This window comes from Flavobacterium sp. ACAM 123 (assembly GCF_000264055.1).
Lineage (GTDB): Bacteria > Bacteroidota > Bacteroidia > Flavobacteriales > Flavobacteriaceae > Flavobacterium.
In genome coordinates, this window is record NZ_AJXL01000063.1 from 1 (window position 1) to 20,077 (window position 20,077).

Genomic DNA, 20,077 nt, shown 5'->3' on the forward strand with positions numbered 1-20,077 from the left:
GTAATGTATTAGATAAAATTTCAATAATAAAATAACTTAAAGTCGTAAATAATAGCAATGGATATATTCTAATCAACCTTTTTTTAAGTATAATATAACATCTTCTAATTTGTTAAGAGATTGATAGTTAAAAGTTATTACAAATCCACTTAAAATAAAAAAAAATCCACAAAATAACCTGATTGCCTAATTATAAAATTATTATGAATAAAGTCAGGTATGTATTCACTTCGATAATGGAATAGGACAACCATTAAACTAAAAATCCCACGTAAACCATCAAGTTTATTTATTCTCATTTGTTATTTTTTAAATGTTTTAGTTTCTATAATTTATAGCTTTATTATGTAGTAGGATTATTTATTTAGAAGTATGAAATGTATAAGTTCACTATATACTATTTTAATCATTCAAATCTCAAATTAACTAACGTAGGAACCGGCAGATGATATCCAGCTAGTGTCGAGACAATCTTTAACGTACTTCCACTCGTTTCCGTTGAGGAAGGGGACTGATAATGAGATCATAAATTGTAAATTAAGATTGTAAATTGAGAGTGTAAACTAAGTTATAGCTTATGATAAGCAGCAATTGATGTTGTACTTTATATTATTTTTGTGGTTTTTTAAACCACTTATAGTAGAGATGCTTAACGATTGCTATTTGATAATTATTCAAGAGATTCAATGACTGAAAAGAGGGAATCGTGAGGCCGTTATAAATAAAGCTATCTATTTTATTTATGTAATCTGTAGGAGCTGGTGTTACTTTAATACCTTGGTCTAAAAATATTTCGACAGCTCGTGGCATGTGCATAGCACTTGTAACTAGGATTACATTTTTATTTGTTCCAAATCTTTTTTTAAATGCTTTAGCTTCTTCGAAGGTAGAAGTAGGTGTTTCTAGCATTTTTATATTTTGTTCTTTTACACCTAATGAAATTGCCGCTTCTTTCGATAATTTTGCTTGACTTTTAATTCCATCCTCTAGTGCGGCGGAAGTAACTAAAAGAGGATGATTTAAAGAATTATAGATTCTGATTCCTTCAACTAGTCTGGTTAAGGCAGTAGCGTTTAGATTCATCGTCGCTGGTATACCTGAGTCTATTGACGCGCCGGCTCCCAATACATAGATATAATATGTTTTTGTTTCGTCAAGTTGGTTTAGCTGAATAGGGGTGTAGGTCTTTTCAATAGTATTTATTAATTTTTTTGGTACATAACTCGTTGAACAAAGTATAAACAGCACAAAACCTATTATACTCACTGCCATAAACATTTTATGGTTATCGTTTTTAAGCCAATATGCAATTGGGATCAGGAGGATAAAGTACCAAGAAATGTTTGGCATGTTTTTTATTAATTGGGTTTTAATGGTTTGGTTTTATAATTTTTGTATTCCAGCTACTGTTAAGGAATCAGGTTTAGCTGGTAAATTTTTTAGTATTTTGTAAACTAAATTCGATTGTGGGTTAACCAATGACCAAAACGTTAAAAAAAGAATTTTAAAATCAACGCTAAGGGAACGATTATAGTAATACCACAGTTCTAATGACCCTTTATACGGAAAAATATACTTTTTGTAGTAATCTGATGGATTTTTCCCTAATTCTTTATAAGTGGTTACTAAAAGTTCTTCATCTCTAAATATTAGCGAACCAATTCCAGTTATGCCGGGTCTATTGTTATAAATTACTTTTTGAACCTTTGGGCTGTATCTTTGGAAACTTGTGGACAGCAGTGGTCTTGGACCTACCAATGCCATATCTCCTTCCAGTACATTTAAAATTTGAGGTAATTCGTTGAGTTTAGTTCTCCTTAACAATCCACCCACTTTTGTGATTCTCGGATCGTTTCTTACCGTCAAGTTTTTATGACCTAAAGTAGGACTATCTTTCAACATAGTAGCAAATTTGTAGATATGAAAAACTTTATTATTCCTACCCATTCGTTCTTGAAAATAAAACATTTCGCCTTCGCCTGTAAATTGGAGGAAAATTATAATGACTACAAATAGGGGAAAAATGATCAGTAAACCTATTATAGAAATCGACAAATCAAAGGTTCTTTTTAGGAAAGCGTACATAATTTTTTATTGGTATATAGGATAAAAATAGTTACTGTTTTACAACAAGTTTTTCTTTGTATCTGAAAAACACGGTTTCATTGTTATGCACTTTGCTGGTAATAGTCATACCTGCCATAATTTTGTTATTACTTTCAATTTCAATCTCTGGCAATACGCAACTGTTAGTACCTAAAAAATTTAAATTTTTAATTTTAACATAGCCTCCCAACACGACTTGTGGACTTAGAAAATTATTATCGCCAATTTCTGTATCGTGTCCAATTGTACATCGAGAGTTAATCACATTAAATGCTCCTATCTTGGCTTTTGGTCCTACTGAAACATTATGAGAAATTATGGTGCCTTCTCCAATTTCTGCAGAACTCGAAATCAATGCTGTAGGATGAATAATTCCTGTAAATTTTGCGTTTTTAGATCTAAATTCTTCCAGAACCTTACTTCTAATGGTTACATTTCCTATACCCAATAAATAATAAACATTTGAATCAATTGCATGATCATCAATATTTCCAATAAATTTATAATTATAATTATAATGGAGGTAATGTGCATCAGTATTATCAATCAATCCCTTTATGTGATATTGCTGTGTACTGGAATTTTTATTTATATATTCTATATAATCAACAAGTTCCGAGGCATGAGAGCCACAACCGATTATTATTATATTTTTCATTTTATTGTATTTTTTTTTGTGCTTATTTTCTGTTTTAGTGTAGTAATTGCTTTTTATTGAAAGCCGGCAATTATAAATAGGTACTAGCATAAGGTACTAACGAAAGAAAGCTATAAATAAAAATTCCAGTTTATAGTATTGGCTTCAAAGGATTCTCCATGTCCTGGATAAATCACATCATTGATTTTACTATTGTTTTTTATTTTTATTATACTCGCGAGGGCCTCCACTTTATTTCCACTTTTTAGTTTAGTGATTACTGCTCTGTCTGGAATTAAGGAATCTCCTGTAAAAATCGCATGGCCAATTTTAAAGCTTAGACTTCCTTTATTGTGTCCTGGAGTTTCCAATATTGTCAGTTGATCATTCTGAAATAAATCTAAAGTTTCTTGATCGTCAACAACTTTGATATTGTTGCCATTATAAGTAATGGGTGTATTATGGTAAAAAGATAAATTCATTTTGCTGTCTCGGAGCGCTTCTTTTGTATAACTTGAAGAAAGAATTTTACAGTGGGGAAATCGATCGATAATTTTATTAATTCCGCAAATATGGTCGTAGTGTGCATGAGTTAAAAAAATTCCCTTGATATACTGGTTTTTTTCTAAAAGCTGTATGACGCCCTCGTAGTTTCCGATATCAATTAAATAACAACCATTTTGATTGCTGTTGCTTTTAAGTATATAGGTATTCGCATTAAAATGATCATTAGTTACAACTTGAATGTGGTAGTCATGTGATCTAGCTATATTACTCATTTTTTTTCTAGGAATTTTTAGTTTTTTATCTAGCCGTATAGCCGCCATCGACTACTAGATTAGTACCTGTAATCCATCGTGCGCCATCGCTTAGCAAAAATGCACAGGCGTTAGCTACATCCTCTGGCATTCCTAATCCAAGAGGATGGTGGCTTTTTATTTTATCGTAGGTTTCCGCATCTTTTGAATAAACTGCATTTATACTCATTGGTGTTTCTACTACTCCAGGCAAAATACAATTGACTCTAATCTTTTTATTGGCCAGTTCCAGAGCTAATGATTTCGCTCCTGCTACTAGAGCTCCCTTTGTTAAACTATAAGTAGTTTTTCCCATTTCTCCGACAATTCCCATCACGGATGAAATAAATATAATACTCATTCCTTGAGGATTCACAAATTTTGCTTTAATCAACAACTTGGTAATGTTAATAGGGGCAAAAACATTTGTTTCAAAAAAGGGTTGCAATTTTGGTGGCGTAATGTTTCGCAGAGGTAAAGTAGTTGATATTCCCGCAGCGTGAACGATACCGTCAATTTTTAGATCTTTAAGTAACTCTTCTAGACTATTTGAGGTAAGCTCATAGTCAGTAATATCAGTTGCTAATAATAGATAATTCTTATTGCTTAAGAGGCTAGCGGTTTCGTTTAATCGTTGATTGGAACGTCCAAGCAGTATGACAAATGCGCCTAAAGTATTTGCAGTAATTGCGCACTGTCTGCCAATGCCTGAGGAGGCACCGGTAATTACTAAGTTTTTTCCAGAAAGGCTAAAAGGGTTGTTGATCATTAGATTTCTACTACATTACTGATTTTACAGTCTACTAAGGTAATTTGAGCGGTTGCCCAGGACATACCTACTCCAAAACCGCATAGCATTAACTTTTTCGTTCCTTCCAATTTGTTTTGAAGTTGACTCACTATTGTTAGAGGAATTGATACCGAAGAGGTGTTACCAAATTGTGCAATACAAGACGGTACCTTAGCTGTTTCCAGTTTTAATTTCTTTGCCAAATAATTGTTCATATAATCATTGGCTTGATGAAAAATATTAAAATCTATAGATTCATTTGTATTGTTGGATTGCTGCAGAACCGACTTAAAGTTTTTGGGAATTTCCTTCAAAACAAAGTTAAACACATCGGCACCGTTCATGTATCCTTGTTCGTCATTACGAACATTTCCATGCTCATCTACCACTTTTTCGTTTAACGACTCTGCAGAACTAGGATTTCGGTAACCTCCAGCATCTATTTTAATTAAATCAGCTAATGATCCATCCGAGTTTAAAGAGAAAAAGCTTTCTCCAAATTTTTCATTCTGTTCGATTATCGCAGCAACTCCGCCATCTCCAAAGAGAAAAGCCGTTTTTCTGTCTTTTGGGGAGTATATTTTGGAACGGGTTTCACCATCTAATAATAAGGCTTTTCTAAAACCACCACTTTGCATTAGACCATAGACTATAGAAAGTCCGTAGATAAATGCGGAACATCCTAAACTGATGTCAAATGCGGCAGTATGCTTGCCCAATCCTAGACGATGTTGGAGAGTAATTGAGGTCGCAGGCATGCGATAATCTGGAGTCTGGGAAACAAAAACAAGTAAATCAATTTCTTCTTTATTGATTTTTAAGTCGTGGATTAGTTGTTCTGCTGCTGCAAAACATAGGTCGGATGCACACATTCCTTCTGGAGCAAATCGACGTTCTTTGATTCCTACCTTGTCTACAATGCCTTTAACATCCGCTGCAGGAAAGAACTCTGTGTATGTATAATTATCAATAGTATTTTTTGGTACTGCTGCTGCCATCCCTAAAATTCCTATTTTTTTAAACGAAAGAGTTGCCATATAAGTTTAATTTAAGTATTGACTCTTTTTTGAATTTCTGTAAAGAGGTCATCTAAAGTGGTTAGATATCTGAACGCCTCATCTTCAATGACTACGTTGTGAACATCGTCAATTTCTGCGATAAGGGACAAATGTGTAAGTGAGTCCCATTCGTCATAATCACGAAAAGTATCCTCCATTGCGATAGTTCTGTCTTCTATTTCAAATACTTCTTTAATCATTTCTAAAAATTTTGTTGTCATAATGGTCTTATTTTAATTGTGTTAGTATTGTTGAAATATATTTTAAAGCTTTGTTTTAATAAATTTGTGGAAAGTAAAAATCAAAATTAATGCGCTCTGATTTTCACAATCAAAATTATAAGGATGTAATGGTTGATTGCGGTAGTTGTCGATGTTAGTTTTTAATATTTGCCTGCAACTGATTAATGTGTATATTATTGTCGCGCAGAAATTGTTTATAGATTTTATCCATTTCTGAAAGAGAATTTGTAATTTCAAATTTCTGAGAGCGTTCAAAAGCTTTTTCCCCCATTTTTTCTCTTAAAATCGTATTATTATACAATAATTTAAGATATTTTATAAAAGCGGCTGTATTACCTTGCTCAAATAAGTACCCGTTTTCACCTGAAATAACAATTTCATTATGTCCTCTATCTTTTGTTGCTAGTATGGGTAAACCGCACATCATTTCTTCAATCAAATTGAGTCCTAATCCCTCTTGCCTGCTAGAAGAAACACCTACATCAGCCATTTTATACAATTCATCAATATCGGTTCGATACCCTAGGAAGGTTATAGTGTTTTCTAAATTATTCTGTTTTACTAGATTTTCCATTTCTTCCTTGAGTTGGCCCCGTCCGCAAAATAGTAGTTTGAAATTAGGAAAGTCCTCTTTATGTTTGGCTAAAGCTTCAATTAAAAATTGATGATTTTTTCGGTGTATAAATTCCGCCGCGTAAATCATTATAAAATTAGTGGTTTGATAGCCCTGACGGCTACGGATTTCATTTTTTTCTACTGTAGTGACCGTATTGAATCGTTTTCCATTTACGCCAATGCCAGGAATACGGAAGTAAGCTGTTAGTGGGTTTCCTTTAGTCTTAATGAATTCATAATCCTCCGTATTGATGGTGATGAGTCCATCGGTGTGTTTTGTTAAGTACTTCTCCATAGGATAGTACAATAACCAATATAATTTAGGAGACCCTTTATAAAAATGAAAACCATGTGCGGTGTAAAGTACTTTTAACATTCCTGATTTTCTAAATGCCATAGCTGCAATTCTAGCTACTACTGATCCCATGGCCGTATGGCAGTGAATAAGACTGTATTTTTCAATATCAATAATCGCTTTTAACTCAGCAATAGCTTTTAAATTTTTTCTCGAAAATGGATTTCTATTTATGGGCAAGTTATATTGCTTGTCTGCCTCTGGTACTAATGTATCGGGATCGTTTGCAGCCACATGCACTTCATATCCTTCCCTTTTTAAATATTCGATATAAGGAATATGAAAAGCACGAAAATGTTTATGAATATTGGCTACAAATAATATTTTTTTTTTCATCGTTTTATTCTAAATAAAAATCTTGTAAAAATGTCTTATAAAATTTTTCTCTTTTAATATCTAAAGTTTCTTTTTTGAAATTTTTTGATTTTAAAAAGTTTTCTTTAGCCCATTGTGCTAAATTTTCTTGCTTTAAACTCTTTAGCATTGCAACGATTTCAGTCACGTTTCCAGCTTCAAAGAAGGCATTTTCACTAATTAATTCTGGAATTCCACCTACATCAGAGCCTAAAACTGGACACGCTCTACTCATGGCTTCTATAATAGCTCTAGGCATTCCCTCTGTTCTACTTGGTTGAATGTATAGATCAATCCCATCTAAAAACTCAAAAACTTTTTCTTGTTGCAATGGGCCTACCACTTCTACTAAATCTGCTACACTATAGTTGTCGATAATTTTAGTAAGTCTGCCAGCATCACCTTGCCCAACTATTTTATAGTGGAAAAGTATGTTTTCTCTCTTTAAGATTGCAATTGCTTTGATGACATCTGCTTGCCCTTTATAGGGAACATCTATTGCGGCTACAGTTCCTAAAGTCAAAATTTGTGGTGCATTTTTAATTTTAAGTTCTCTATTGTTTAAAATGGAAACATCGAGATCATTTACAATCACATCAGAACATCCTATTGATTTCCCTTTAGTAGGATATCTGCTTTGCAAAAAATGATCCGTTACATAAATAGTGTGAGAAGCTTTCTGTAAAATGCTTTGGTATTTTTTCATCTTCTGATTAGCAATTAATTTTCCGCGCCAATCGTAATTCCATAGTGCATCATAAACACAAGCTACTTTTTCAATTAATACTGGTTTATTGATACTTGTGGCATAGTCAAAAGCGATAGCACCAATAGCACTAGGCAAGCGTAAAATAATCACATCGTGTTCATCAACCGCTTTTTTAATTATGTTAACAGCCTCACTTTTTTTAAAATAGGCTCCTATAGATTTAAAATTTGGCACTTCAATAAAGGAGAAAGCAGGATGTTGAATCACAGAATAATTCTTAGCTTGTTGTATTGATACTGCTGCACTCCGCATCATAAAACTTACTTTGTTACCAAAATAGGAGTAGCGCTCTACCAATATGTCATTATAATGCACGCCATAAAAAATGGATTGGTCCGCATTAGTGTAAATTGGTCCATCGTGTACAAATAATACTTTTTTCATTTAGTTATAGATTCTTAAAAAATTCTTCAAATTGAATGGCTGCATCAAAGTTTTGTTTTGCAAATTCTTGGTAGGCATAATTTTGTGGATTCTTTATTATTTCTAGTGTTTTTTGAACTGTTGTTTCTACATTATACGGATCAAATAAAGAATTTTGATTATTCGTAGGTAAGCATTCTTTAATGGCATCAATATTGGAGGCTGCAATAGGCAAACCAGAAATCATCGCCTCTATTAATGCATTAGGCTGTCCTTCGGTAATGGATGGGAAAAAATATAAATCAAAGGCATTTAGGTACTCTGGAATATTGGCTTGGTAACCTAATACTGTACATTTATCTTGAATACCCAATTGTTTGAGATGCGGTGCTAATTGATAAGTATCATTTCCTATAAGCACTAAATGTATATTTGCCTCTTGTTTCATTAACAGGCTAACGACATTTAGTAAAAAAAAGTGATTTTTAGCTTCAGTAAAACGGCCTGTGTGTCCAACAATATAGGCACTTTCTGGCAATTCCAATCGTTTTCGAACTTCTTTTTTAGATTCCTTATAATTTAAATAATCAGCACTATTTACTCCATTTTTAATGACTTTAAAACGGGTGTCATTTGGACGTTTTTTAGGAAAGAAGAAATCGAGACCCACTTTAGAATTGGCAAAAATAGCCGTAGAATAGCTATAAACTAAGATGTTCATTACGTTATTGTATAATTGCTTACCAACTGATTTTTTAAAAAGATCACTACCTTGTCTATAAAAAGTAATGCGCTTTTTTACGCCCGCCATTTTACTTAATACCATTGGAAGACCTGCAAAGTTTGCACTAAAGTCGCAAACCGTATCGAACTTTTGAGCTTTAAAAAATTGATAATACCAGTACATTGCTGCAGGGTTGAAATAGCCTAAGGGTTTAAAAACTAAAGTCGCTCCCGTAGCTTTATATGCTTCATACAATTCTCCTTTTTCGTAATTCCTTATTAAAACAGTTGCGTTTAAATTATCTTTTTGATGCTTTAAAAAACGGAGCAAATAGGTTTCGATACCACCTGATTTCAGGGATGGAATGAGGAAACAGACTTTTATAGGTTTCATTAATTATTTAATTCGGAATATACATACATTATTTTACCTGTAGCCGTTAAATCAATTTTATCTTTAAACTCAACATCAATATCAATCTCTCCTAATTCGTCTTTAATTTTAAATAAAGCATCTTCAAGCTCAGCATTGATAAACTTTTCAGCTTTCACTATTTTTATTTCAATTTTATCAATAGACTTTTGTATTATTTGAAAATTTTTTATTCCTTCTTTATTAAAAAACAAGGTGGTAAAAAATTGACCATCAACTCGAGTTTTATCTTTTTTATGAATTACTCCCAAAGTTCTTCCTGTTACATTGTCCAACTTAAGAGTTCCAAATTCTATATCATCGCCCTTTATACCACGATCACCAATCTTGTAACGAATTAAGGGCATATAATCATTATTAAGCGTCGTTATCACTATATTACCTTCTTCACCTTTCTTCACTGGTTTATCATTATCATCCAGTATTTCTACAAAAACATTATCATACATAACAAATAAACCTTTTTCGTTACAAACTTCTGTTGCAATTGCAGATACTTCACGTGATCCGTAGAAATTGTATACATGTGCATTGTTAAAAGCTTTTTTTATCTCCATTTTCATTTCAGGATATAAAGGTCCTGTTGTACAATGAATGACTGGTGTAAATTCTAGAACTATATTGTTTTTATTAATAAATTTCGCGACTTCGTATATTGAATGTACGTAAGCTTTAATAAAAGCGGGTTTAATACTATTCATTCTCTGTACATAACTATTAATTATCTCATCACTTAATACAAAAGTGTTTAAAACTATTACGTTGTTAAAGTATGATTTAAAATTAAATGAAGTTTTATCAGCATGCATATCTCTTTGGGCTCCCCACAAGTTAATCGATTTTTCATTTATATCTATTTTATTTAAAAACAGAGAAAACCAATAATTTCCCATTCCATGATGTGCTTGTAACTTTGTTTGGTAAAAGCCAATAGGTTCTCCCGTAGAGCCACCTGAAGTATTTTTAAAAATATTAGTCAGATTTTCATATTCTTTATTTAGTAAAGAATCAGACTGTTGCCTGATACAATCTTTAGTCATGCATGGAATTTTTTGAAAGTTTTCATATGATGAAAAATTAACTAAATCTAATCGTAATTGCTTGTAAAAAGCAATATTTTCACAAGCAATTTGCAAAATAACAAACAGTTTTTCTTTTTGGTATTTTAAATTTTCATGTAAATCTAAAATATCTCTTTTCCTAATTTGGTTGTAAAGTTTTAATTGTCTACTGTTAAATATAGATTTATAGCATAAAGACAAAGTTTTTCTTATCAAAATATACATTTTTTTATTTGATTAAATCTGCTAATTGGGCAGACGATAGATACAAAACATCTGGGTACTTCAAGTTGATTTTTTTAAGCAAGGACTCTAAATGCTTTAAACTTAAATCTCTATTTTTTTGAGAAAGATTACTGACATAATTAATTCTATGAGATGAAATTATTGCTGGTGTATTCCAAAAAAAAGCATTTTCTATTTCATTAAATGCTGACTCTGCCCAGTTCTTATTTTGATCAAGGAATGGTTCAAATATTACGTTTCGTACCGTGTAGCATTGCTTATAATTATTTTTTTGACCTGTGTAATGACATTTTTTTGCAACTATGCCTAAAATAAATGGCTGAGAAGCGGACTTTTATTCATTATTTAATACCACATAAGTAAAATAAAAAGCGGTTAAGGACGACGAAAAAATATAATTCAATAAATTAATTGGGTAAAGCAAAATAAATATAATTTTTCAAGCCGACCCTTATTATTCAATGGATATATTAAATCGTATAACTTTCATAAATTCGAGATTTGTTCTTTACACAATAACTGATAATTTCGTCATGAAATTCACCAAATAACGGTCCATTATTTAGTTGGTAAAAGCTTATTTCATTTCCACTAGTATTAACTTCTATACATTTAGTCATTCCATTATTATCAACAGTCATGTCCAAGCCTAATAATCTAAAATGTAAATATTTTGAACTGATTTCTAAAGCTTTAGATTTAATTTCCTGAAAATGTGGAATGACGTGTTGCTTTGTTAAATCTAAACCATTAACGTCTGTAAAATGTGTTCCTAATTTATTCGTTGCAAATTTATTTAAAATGCCGTTACCATCAATTCCTACAGCATAGCCACCTGATCTTGAATTATCAATATACGCACCTCTTGCACCAACACGAAGTATACAATGTAGAATTTCAATCTTTCCGGTCTCAGAACTTAAATATGTTAACACTCTAATAGTGTTTACTGATGTGGGATTAAATTTGCTTAAGCCTACATGTTGTAAAATTAATTTTTGAATTACATAATTTCTTTTAAAAGTATCTTCAAGAAATTGTATATTTAATGTATTTTCTTTATCATCAACCAGGACATTGTTAGATTGCTTAAACAAATGAATATTTTGCCCCCCCCCAGACTCTAAAGAAGGTTTAACTATTAATGCGGGGAATTTATTTATATATTTTTTTAAATCTACGTTAGTTTTGATAGTAACAGGTTCATACGTTGAGCCATAAAAATTGCCATTTATGTTCCGAAGAATAGTTAATGGAAATATATTTTGTTCGTAAATTAAATCATAAATGTTTTTATCAGCATAAGCTAAATTTAAATGGATATTGTTTAAAACGGGTTCAATTAATGTATAATAGATACTTTCTGGTACAAAATTTGAACTTTCAATTTTAGAACTATTAACATAGATGTTCAGCCAATGAATTTTAATAGATTTATTAGATATTGCTCTATATTTTTCTTTATGAAGTTTAATTAAATCAATGTTAACCATTAAATTAGCACCTTCAAAATTTCGCATTTTATTATTATAAACTTTTGAAATACGTTTTATTCTATTGTTCACAAGGAACTTAATTATTCTTTTTTTTCTATAATCTTTGTTAATTGTTATACCTAGTTCATCAGAGGTCATAAATTCTATATCCGGCCACTTTTGTAAAGCTGTTTTTATTATGTTATTTAATAATTTTAACGACTTATCACGATTATTTGGATTAATAAAACCTACATAATTAATTCTATGACTGCTTATTATAGCAGGCTTGTTCATGCGAAATGCAATTGAAATTGCATTAATACAAGCACCGACTTGATTATCTATTGCTACTATTGAGGGTTCAAAGCTTACATTGCGAACTAAATTAATTAATCCTGTTTCATTTTTTTGACCTTGAAAACGGTGATAATAAGTATCTTTAGTAAGAGCAGGTTCTCTCATTTTTCTTTGTCCCTGAAGAAAACGAACTCCTTTTTCTACTACATTTTTATCAAAGCTTCTATTCCAAGTATAGTTTGGAGGAATAATAGACTCTGATTTATAACCGAAGGTTTTTTCAAATAGATCAAGTCCTTCTAAATAAATGTTTAATTTGTCTTTTTTATCCTGATCATTTTTATAATAAGTTGCTTCCACATATAGGTTTCCACTTTTGACATCATCTTTAATTAAATTACCAGGCATTGAATTGTTAAATCCAAAGTGTACTTCAGGATTTTTATTAATCAAAGCATTCATTAGTTTACTTACATTTACATGCTCGCGAGCGTGGAATTGTGGATGGAATATTTTTTCCTCATTGGCTTTTTTCCATATTTCCAGATTGTTTGCATGAAGGGGATATTTTTGAAATGTGTCATGAATTAATTCATAATGGTACTTTTGAAACTTATCTTCAGCTATTTTCTCAAAGTTAGGATTTGCAACGACGCAATTAGCGGTAATTACAGGATGATTTCCATTTATATCTTTGTACGTAGTCAATAATTCAAAAAGCATTTCTAAATCTATTTTACTAGTAAGACTATCATTTTTTTCGTAAGGATTTAAATTAACAGGATAACCTGCTTTTAAACACTTTTCAAAAACCTCTTTAGAAGGCATTCTAATACTTCCCCAATCATCACTTTCAATAACAACAATTTTTCGGTTTGTTTTCCATCCTTTTGAATTAGATATTGAAGAGCTTAACAAATCCTTGACATTATTAAATATTTTTTCTATTCTTTTTTCTTATTATTTCCCCTAATTCCGTAGATGTCATAAATTCTACTTCTGGCCATTTCTTTGTGATCGCTTTTAATAATTCCTTGAGTTGTATCAAACCTTTATCGCGATTTTTAACGGATAAACCTCCAATATAATTCACACGATGCGAGCTGATAACTGCTGGTTTTTTAAATTTGAAAGCCAATTCAATTTCCGCTAGGCAGGAAGCAACTTCACTTTTGGAAGAACCCGACGGTTCAAAAAAGGCATTTCGGGTAATATAGGTTTGACCGTACTTGTTATTTTTGCCTAAGTACCTAAAATGTGTTGTGGTTCGTCCTTCACCAAGGACTTCTTTTTGAATTTTGGGTGAAGACATAAACTCTATTCCTGCCGTTGCTGCAACTTTTTCCAGCTCATTATTTATAGGACCATTAGGTGGCACAAAAAAACGAGCTTTGTAACCGTGTAGTTTTTCAAAAAGCTGTAAACCATCAGTGATGATTGTTTTTTGTTCCTCCAAATCAGTAGCAAACTCCAAATCAAATGCTGCTTGGAATCCCATTCCCTCTTTTTGGTCGTTACACCATATTCCATAATCAAAAGCTAATAAAGCTTCTCTGTCACCCTTTTTCAATGCTCGCATCCACGGTTGCACGTTTAAATGTTCTCTACCATGAAATTCGGGTACAAATGTATTGGCGGCTATTCCTTCTTGCCAAAGAGCAAATGCGTCTGATTTATTGTACTTTTCTAACGTAGTTGTAATAGGTTCATAAAAATAGGTTTCAAACTTGCTTTCTTTTATTTTTTCAAAATCAGGATTTGAGGTTAGACTAACCACAGTAAACTTTGCACTGTGATTGTTTTTATCTTTTACACTATTTAAGGTTTCAAATAAGCAGTTTAAATCTTCGGCAGAAGCTAAGGTATCATACTTGTTGTATCTAGCGCCAGCGCCTTTATCAAGAATTAGACCTTTTGATAACAATGTATCATAAGCGTTTTTAGAGGACATACGAATACTTCCCCAATCGTCAGATTCGATAACAACTATTTTTCTGTTGGTGCGCCAACCTGGGAGATTGGAGAGGTTTTTTATGATGGATTTTAGCATTTTGCTATTTTAAACTATTAAAAACTTGTTCCCATTTTTTATAGGTTTCAGGATATGAAAATATTTTAGTATTCTCATAGCCGTTTAACCCCATGTCCGACAGTTTTTCTGGATTAAGTACTAGTGATATGGTTTCATCAACATATGCATTAACATCAAAAGGTTTTATTAAAATTCCATTTTCGGTAGAAGTAACAATATCTTGAGCAGCCGAGTAAGAATTAAATAAAATGGGCACACAACCGTAACTTTGCGCTTCTACCAACACATTACCAAAACCTTCAAAAGCTGAAGTCAAGTGAAAAATTTTCGCTTTTTTATAATAGTCATTGGGGTTATCCTTTCCGAAAAAAGTCACTCTATTTAATTGATTTTTTTTACAAAAATCCTTCATATAATCTTGATCTTCTCCTTCTCCTACCACCCAAAACTTCCATTCAGGCAATTTTTGGTGTAAATCTTTCCATATTTCCATTAAAAGATCTACTCGTTTTTGTAAAATATTAAGACGTCCAACAAAAAGTATTATATTTTCTTTATTTAGTAAGGTAATATCAATATCGGGCAGTGTAAAAGGATTACCAATTCCATGTATTTTTTTTTCAAACTTTTTTAGACTTGGTGCTAAAAAAAATAATTCAGGCTTGAAGCGCTCTGAAAGCATTACAAAAGCATTGGTGTGTTTAATGATGTAGTTAAGATCATAACGTTGTTTGACAATATGATATCCCAAGATAGTTTTATGCACTAGTATGTTATTCAAAAGGCTTAGTTTGTGATTTTTTAAAAATAGTCCAATAAATTGCCTGTAGTTATCGTAAAAATTTAATGGATTGATATGCAAATTGTTTATCACATAAGTATCAGGTCGTCGACTATTTAGTACTAGCTTGGTAAATTTTCGGGAATAGCCTTCTTGATTTATTACAACTGTAATTTTTTGTTTTCTAATTAAATTTTTTAAATCAGTTTCACTGTTCACTGTAAAAACAGGGATGGGACTATGTAAATAATCCTGTTCTATGTCTGTAAAACATATTATTATAATAGTGTGACCTGCATTATAAAAAATAGTTGAAAGATTATCAGTTACTCTTTGCACACCACCAGCTGTGGGGTCAAAATCATATTTTATTAAAATCGCTATATTCATTATGTAATTTTAATCGATTAATAATCCTATTACCCCTCGTATAGAATAATCTCCATCACCCAAAATCCAAGAAATAGGTGGCAACAACAGTATAAAGAAACTAATATTAAAGAGTATGTCAGATAAATAGAAGAGGAATATAGGAATTGACGATAGTAAAAAAAGAACCAATCCAAGATTTAAGAATCTTGTGGATTTAGCACTTAAATAATAGTTTTTTAAGTTGAGTTGTAAGTGTATGGCCGCTGCCAATAGAAAGGTAGCCGCAATTGTTTTAGTTCGGCCTTGCAATGATGGCGAGAAAGCTACGAGGTTTGAAAAAGTATATAGGCCAATACCAACTGCTACTAAAAAATTTAGATTAGCATCAGCTGTCTTTTTTAGATAGAACACAATCAGTATAACTGACAAACCAACTATACTATAGTTTAAATAGTTTGTTTGTCCTGAAGCTTTATAAAAATTTGTATTGACTATTTGTTTTTGTTTGTAGAGATTATCTTTTGCAAATCGTTTTGCTTTTTCATCAGAGTCAATTGCATAGGTTTTTTGCTTACTTTCAAGTAAATCTACTTTTGGGATGTAGGCTTCAAAAGATGAAAATGCTGCAGTGGTAAAAAAAGAAACAACGTACAGCGCAACAAGTATTTTTTTTGTTTTTGTAATAAGTAAGCGAGTGCAACAGGTATTAATATGACGGCATAGGAGAAATGGACAAATACCGAAAATAAAATTACGTACCAATATTTTTTTTCTTTAGTCATAGCCCAACTGTACGAACCATAAAAGAGTACCCACATACCAGTCCACATTCTGATGGAATTTAATGCACCAATACTTTGTATCATTAGAAACAACGTAATAAAACCTAACAAAATATAGCTTTTCTTTACAAATAAATTATCTTTCAAAACCAGCAAGACCGATTTTATAAAAAAGTAACCCAATACAAAGCCCGCAAATACATGTATCAGTTCTGGTTTTTGTAATACAGAAGCTGAAAGGAAAGAAATAATATGCAAGTAAATATCGGTAGTTCCCTTGGTTGCGCCAAAGGTTAGAATTTCATAGGATTTCGTAAAAAATTCGCCTAAAGACATATCAAGATAATTTGCTTTTGCATTCATCAAATGCGAATGGCCATCTGTTCCTTTGATATAAACAAAAGCACTTCCCACTAAACCAAAAAACAAGGTTGTGAAAAAGGTAATGTCTTTTTCGTTTTTTAGTTTAAATATTTTAAATACACCTAAAAAAGGGGAAAAAAGAAATAATAATATAAGATAACCTCGTTGCGCTTTATCCATTTTTTGTTATGATTCTATCTAGCATTCATTCTAAATTTTATTGGGTAGTGTCGCTACTAATTTTTCGTCGAATTTCAAAAAAATACTATGGTCATTTGGAAGCGCTCTTCAAGTTGATTTGCTGGTGGTGTATCTTTTGGTTTTGTGCTATTTGTTGATGGGATAGGAATTCCGAGGTTTTTATTATTATGTGCTTCGATACAATATTGATTTGTGTTGTTAGCAATCGCTGCCGCCCAAAACCAAATATCAGAACCTCTTCCAGGTACAATTAGTTGAATAGCATCCTTATCTATAACTTTTTTTGATAAGGCATTTGAAGGATAGTAAATTCCTCCCCAACCTATTAAAAATACTTGTGCAGAATTAGTTTTACTATTTGTAATCTTATTGTCTCTAAACAACATTTGAAGTTTTTTGTTTTTTTGGATCATCGTTTTACCAACATGACCTACTACACACCCTTCTGTTGCATTAACATTTTTAACCAAATTGCCTATTAAATTTTGTTCATAAATGATGTCATCATCAAGAGTTATCACTGCTAATTCAGGATATTTCTCAATTATAGGAACTAATTTTTTTACCGCATAGGTATTGTTTTTAACCCAAACAATCTCTAAACCTCTTTTTACTAACTTTTCTAAAAATGAAGACAGAACTAAGTTGGGCCACTCTTCTTCAGACAAAACTAAAATCCATTTTTTAGGCACTACCGTTTGTTTGTTTAATGCTTCAAAAACAGCTGGCAATAAGTGACTGCGTTTAGGATAACTCGCAATAGAAACTACAAAATCGGCTTTAGTATCTACCCGAAATTTACTATTGTTTATTTTAGATAATAAATCAAATTTTTTGTTAAATAAGATAGTTTCTTACCGTGACTAGAGAGGTTATGATTGTTTTGAACATCTGTTTTTTTAATTTAAAATCTAGGAATTACGTTGTCACCACACGTAATCATATTGTTAAATAAAGCTTCTTGCTTCTCGAGGCTTAACAAGTCGTAAATTTTTTTTTTGTTATGTTTTTAAAATCGGTTTCAAATAGATTCGTTAAATAATTTGAGTAATGGGTGGTGCAGCATGTTTAGTAGCTCTTTCTTTTCTCAGGATGTTCAGATAAGGATATCGTTAGGTTTTAACTAACTTTAAAATAGAACTGTGATGAACTTTTATTCTTGTATTAGTAACTTTATTGGCAGTTTTTATAATTCTTGCAGGGTAATCATTTTTTTAAACAATGGCGAAGTCGTGAGTAAATCATCATATGAGCCTATCTGTTCAATTTTACCTTTGCTCATTACCACGATTCTATCCGCATTGCGAATAGTGGATAAACGATGCGCTACCATAAATATAGTGTACTGGCCTTTAAGAGCATCAACACTTTGCTGTATGGCTCGTTCGGTCTCACTGTCCAGTGCTGAAGTTGCTTCGTCCATGATTAAAACATCAATATCTTTATACAATTCTCTAGCAATAGAAATGCGTTGCTTTTGACCACCACTTAAATTCACGCCATCATTGCCTAATATTGTCTCAGGGCCTAAAGGTTGCTCGTTAACGAAAGTAGCGATCGCTGCTTTTTGTAGCGCATCTATAAAACGACTAATATTCGTAGCATTAGGTTCTGCCCACAGTGTTACATTATTAAAAATAGTGTCGCTAAAAATAACAGGGTCTTGGGTAATGTAGCCAATCTTTTTTTGATAGGTTTTAATGTTTAGATTCGTTCGATTCTGTCCATCAATTAATACGATTCCTTTGTCAGCTGGTATTAAGCCTGCCAAGATATTAACAAGAGTAGTTTTTCCGCTACCGCTTTCACCTACAAAAGCAATCGTTTCATTTTTAGTGATATTTAAAGTAATATTTTTTAGAATATCGACTTGATCATACGCTAAGCAAACCTCTTTTAATTCGATGGAACTCTTTAATTTTTCAACTGTTATTGTACCGTTCAGTTCTTTTTCGTGGGTTATTTCTTTTTGGAAAGCTATTAAATTATCCAATGAACCAACCAATTCTAAGAAGCGATTGTACGAGTTTTGTAAATTCATTAAGGAAGATAAAGCCCTGTAAAAAAATAACAAACTGATTAATATAGGCCCTAAGGAAGCATTTAGTAATCGCGTTTGAATTAAGATCACAATAGCAACTACCATAATTAAAATGGGTTCACGAGCTGAGCCTACAATACCGCTTAATTTTCCTATTCTAAAACGACTTTCCTCTATGGCATCAATGCTCTTGCGAAGGTGATTTGAATATACATCAAGTAGTGCAGTCGCTTTTAAATATTTGAAATTGGACACATATTGGATGATTTGCCCCTGGTACAGATGGGAATCTTTAGAAAACTCTTGTGATGCTCCTTTTGTTTTTTTATAAATGGATTTGTACAAATAATTGGATAGTAGGCCGCCGACAGTAACTAATACAGCAAAGCGAATGTCTACGAAAAAGGCAAAACCTACATAAACCAGCACCATAATGGCTTGTTGCAGCGTATTGGCATAATTATAAAAAGCAGCAGAAGCTCGTTCAATTTCTACTGACATCGTATTCTGAATACGTCCCACATCTGAAGTAACAAAATACTTGAATTTTATTTCATTGAAAGCCGAAAGTAATTGATTTCGTACTTTGTCAATGAAAAATCGACGTAAAATAGCATTGTAAATACTTGCAATAAATGTAACAATCCCTTTGAACAAAAAGAAAAAAATCATGATCACCAAAACTAGAGTAAGACTTAATGAAAAACCCATAGCTTGGATTCCCTTGACCAAAAAGCTTAAATTTCCTAATGAAGAGCCACTTGCTTGTTTAGAATCATTAACCATTTCTAATAATGGCATAAACATGGCTAGCCCAAAACCATCTAAAACCCCTACGATGACGCCTAGCAAAATCATCACAAATATGCGGTAGCGTAAGTATTTATAAAAGTAGGCTAGGTTTTCAAAATAGTTGGAAAGGAGTTGTTTTATGAAATTCATTGTATAATTGTAATTATTTACAATTTAAATATTATTTTAAAAAAAAGATTTAGTTCTAGTAAGTATTGAAGGGTAAAGGATTCACTCATAATTTTTTTACTTTTTTCCAATAGAAGTCAAAATTCTCAAATGCTGTTGTTGGCTTATTTTGTAGTAAATTAAACATTGAGTAAGATTTATGTCCAAATAAATCTCCATAAAAAAGAAGTGATGAGATATTGCCTACGAGAATACAGTTT

The 20,077-nt window shown here is 31.8% G+C and carries 18 protein-coding genes; all 18 read right to left on the minus strand.

Going from position 1 to position 20,077, the window contains the following annotated elements; translation table 11 throughout:
* Positions 1–609: 609 nt before the first annotated feature.
* A complete protein-coding gene (locus A3SG_RS20840; RefSeq protein WP_083832444.1) occupies positions 610–1,350 on the minus strand; it encodes a YdcF family protein in 741 nt (246 codons plus the stop codon).
* Positions 1,351–1,383: 33 nt separating this feature from the next.
* On the minus strand, positions 1,384–2,085 hold the full coding sequence (locus tag A3SG_RS0111905) for a sugar transferase (RefSeq protein WP_016990245.1): 702 nt from the start codon (positions 2,083–2,085) through the stop codon (positions 1,384–1,386).
* Positions 2,086–2,116: 31 nt separating this feature from the next.
* Positions 2,117–2,764, minus strand: a complete 648-nt coding sequence (locus tag A3SG_RS0111910) for an acetyltransferase (protein ID WP_029596778.1) — start codon at positions 2,762–2,764, stop codon at positions 2,117–2,119.
* A 110-nt stretch (positions 2,765–2,874) separates the two neighbouring features.
* Positions 2,875–3,522, minus strand: a complete 648-nt coding sequence (locus tag A3SG_RS19765) for an MBL fold metallo-hydrolase (RefSeq protein ID WP_198008517.1) — start codon at positions 3,520–3,522, stop codon at positions 2,875–2,877.
* 25 nt (positions 3,523–3,547) lie between these two features.
* Entirely contained in the window at positions 3,548–4,309 is a 762-nt protein-coding gene (locus A3SG_RS0111920; RefSeq protein ID WP_016990248.1) for an SDR family NAD(P)-dependent oxidoreductase, read from the minus strand.
* Positions 4,309–5,367 carry a ketoacyl-ACP synthase III gene (locus tag A3SG_RS0111925; RefSeq protein ID WP_016990249.1) on the minus strand — a complete coding sequence of 353 codons (1,059 nt, stop codon included), beginning with the start codon at positions 5,365–5,367 and terminating at the stop codon, positions 4,309–4,311. The genes A3SG_RS0111920 and A3SG_RS0111925 overlap by 1 nt, the downstream gene beginning before the upstream one ends.
* A gap of 11 nt (positions 5,368–5,378) precedes the next feature.
* Positions 5,379–5,609, minus strand: coding sequence for an acyl carrier protein (locus tag A3SG_RS0111930; RefSeq protein WP_016990250.1), 231 nt, complete (start codon positions 5,607–5,609; stop codon positions 5,379–5,381).
* A 154-nt stretch (positions 5,610–5,763) separates the two neighbouring features.
* Positions 5,764–6,936 (minus strand): glycosyltransferase family 4 protein, encoded by a 1,173-nt coding sequence (locus A3SG_RS19770; protein ID WP_016990251.1) that lies wholly within the window; start codon positions 6,934–6,936, stop codon positions 5,764–5,766.
* 4 nt (positions 6,937–6,940) lie between these two features.
* On the minus strand, positions 6,941–8,107 hold the full coding sequence (locus A3SG_RS0111940; protein ID WP_016990252.1) for a glycosyltransferase: 1,167 nt from the start codon (positions 8,105–8,107) through the stop codon (positions 6,941–6,943).
* Positions 8,108–8,111: 4 nt separating this feature from the next.
* Entirely contained in the window at positions 8,112–9,203 is a 1,092-nt protein-coding gene (locus tag A3SG_RS0111945; RefSeq protein ID WP_016990253.1) for a glycosyltransferase, read from the minus strand.
* A complete protein-coding gene (locus tag A3SG_RS0111950; protein WP_198008518.1) occupies positions 9,203–10,519 on the minus strand; it encodes a phenylacetate--CoA ligase family protein in 1,317 nt (438 codons plus the stop codon). Before A3SG_RS0111950 ends, A3SG_RS0111945 begins: the two co-directional genes overlap by 1 nt.
* A gap of 500 nt (positions 10,520–11,019) precedes the next feature.
* Positions 11,020–13,242, minus strand: coding sequence for a sugar-transfer associated ATP-grasp domain-containing protein (locus A3SG_RS19775; RefSeq protein WP_016990255.1), 2,223 nt, complete (start codon positions 13,240–13,242; stop codon positions 11,020–11,022).
* A 13-nt stretch (positions 13,243–13,255) separates the two neighbouring features.
* Positions 13,256–14,374, minus strand: coding sequence for a hypothetical protein (locus A3SG_RS0111960; protein ID WP_016990256.1), 1,119 nt, complete (start codon positions 14,372–14,374; stop codon positions 13,256–13,258).
* A gap of 4 nt (positions 14,375–14,378) precedes the next feature.
* Positions 14,379–15,527, minus strand: a complete 1,149-nt coding sequence (locus tag A3SG_RS0111965) for a glycosyltransferase (protein WP_016990257.1) — start codon at positions 15,525–15,527, stop codon at positions 14,379–14,381.
* Between the two features lie 9 nt (positions 15,528–15,536).
* Positions 15,537–15,938, minus strand: a complete 402-nt coding sequence (locus A3SG_RS21620; RefSeq protein WP_157485439.1) for a hypothetical protein — start codon at positions 15,936–15,938, stop codon at positions 15,537–15,539.
* A gap of 158 nt (positions 15,939–16,096) precedes the next feature.
* Positions 16,097–16,834 (minus strand): hypothetical protein, encoded by a 738-nt coding sequence (locus A3SG_RS0111975; RefSeq protein WP_016990259.1) that lies wholly within the window; start codon positions 16,832–16,834, stop codon positions 16,097–16,099.
* Between the two features lie 74 nt (positions 16,835–16,908).
* Positions 16,909–17,586 (minus strand): hypothetical protein, encoded by a 678-nt coding sequence (locus A3SG_RS0111980; protein ID WP_016990260.1) that lies wholly within the window; start codon positions 17,584–17,586, stop codon positions 16,909–16,911.
* Positions 17,587–18,041: 455 nt separating this feature from the next.
* A complete protein-coding gene (locus A3SG_RS0111985; RefSeq protein WP_029596781.1) occupies positions 18,042–19,838 on the minus strand; it encodes an ABC transporter ATP-binding protein in 1,797 nt (598 codons plus the stop codon).
* Between the last annotated feature and the right edge of the window lie 239 nt (positions 19,839–20,077).

Bases quoted from the DNA above. Each gene is read 5' to 3' on its own strand.
- A3SG_RS0111965 (WP_016990257.1), bottom strand. From the start codon at position 15,527: ATGAATATAGCGATTTTAATAAAATATGATTTTGACCCCACAGCTGGT.
- A3SG_RS0111920 (WP_016990248.1), bottom strand. From the start codon at position 4,309: ATGATCAACAACCCTTTTAGCCTTTCTGGAAAAAACTTAGTAATTACC.
- A3SG_RS19765 (WP_198008517.1), bottom strand. From the start codon at position 3,522: ATGAGTAATATAGCTAGATCACATGACTACCACATTCAAGTTGTAACT.
- A3SG_RS0111910 (WP_029596778.1), bottom strand. From the start codon at position 2,764: ATGAAAAATATAATAATAATCGGTTGTGGCTCTCATGCCTCGGAACTT.
- A3SG_RS0111925 (WP_016990249.1), bottom strand. From the start codon at position 5,367: ATGGCAACTCTTTCGTTTAAAAAAATAGGAATTTTAGGGATGGCAGCA.
- A3SG_RS0111945 (WP_016990253.1), bottom strand. From the start codon at position 9,203: ATGAAACCTATAAAAGTCTGTTTCCTCATTCCATCCCTGAAATCAGGT.
- A3SG_RS0111930 (WP_016990250.1), bottom strand. From the start codon at position 5,609: ATGACAACAAAATTTTTAGAAATGATTAAAGAAGTATTTGAAATAGAA.
- A3SG_RS0111940 (WP_016990252.1), bottom strand. From the start codon at position 8,107: ATGAAAAAAGTATTATTTGTACACGATGGACCAATTTACACTAATGCG.
- A3SG_RS19770 (WP_016990251.1), bottom strand. From the start codon at position 6,936: ATGAAAAAAAAAATATTATTTGTAGCCAATATTCATAAACATTTTCGT.
- A3SG_RS0111960 (WP_016990256.1), bottom strand. From the start codon at position 14,374: ATGCTAAAATCCATCATAAAAAACCTCTCCAATCTCCCAGGTTGGCGC.
- A3SG_RS0111905 (WP_016990245.1), bottom strand. From the start codon at position 2,085: ATGTACGCTTTCCTAAAAAGAACCTTTGATTTGTCGATTTCTATAATA.
- A3SG_RS0111985 (WP_029596781.1), bottom strand. From the start codon at position 19,838: ATGAATTTCATAAAACAACTCCTTTCCAACTATTTTGAAAACCTAGCC.
- A3SG_RS20840 (WP_083832444.1), bottom strand. From the start codon at position 1,350: ATGCCAAACATTTCTTGGTACTTTATCCTCCTGATCCCAATTGCATAT.
- A3SG_RS0111975 (WP_016990259.1), bottom strand. From the start codon at position 16,834: ATGGATAAAGCGCAACGAGGTTATCTTATATTATTATTTCTTTTTTCC.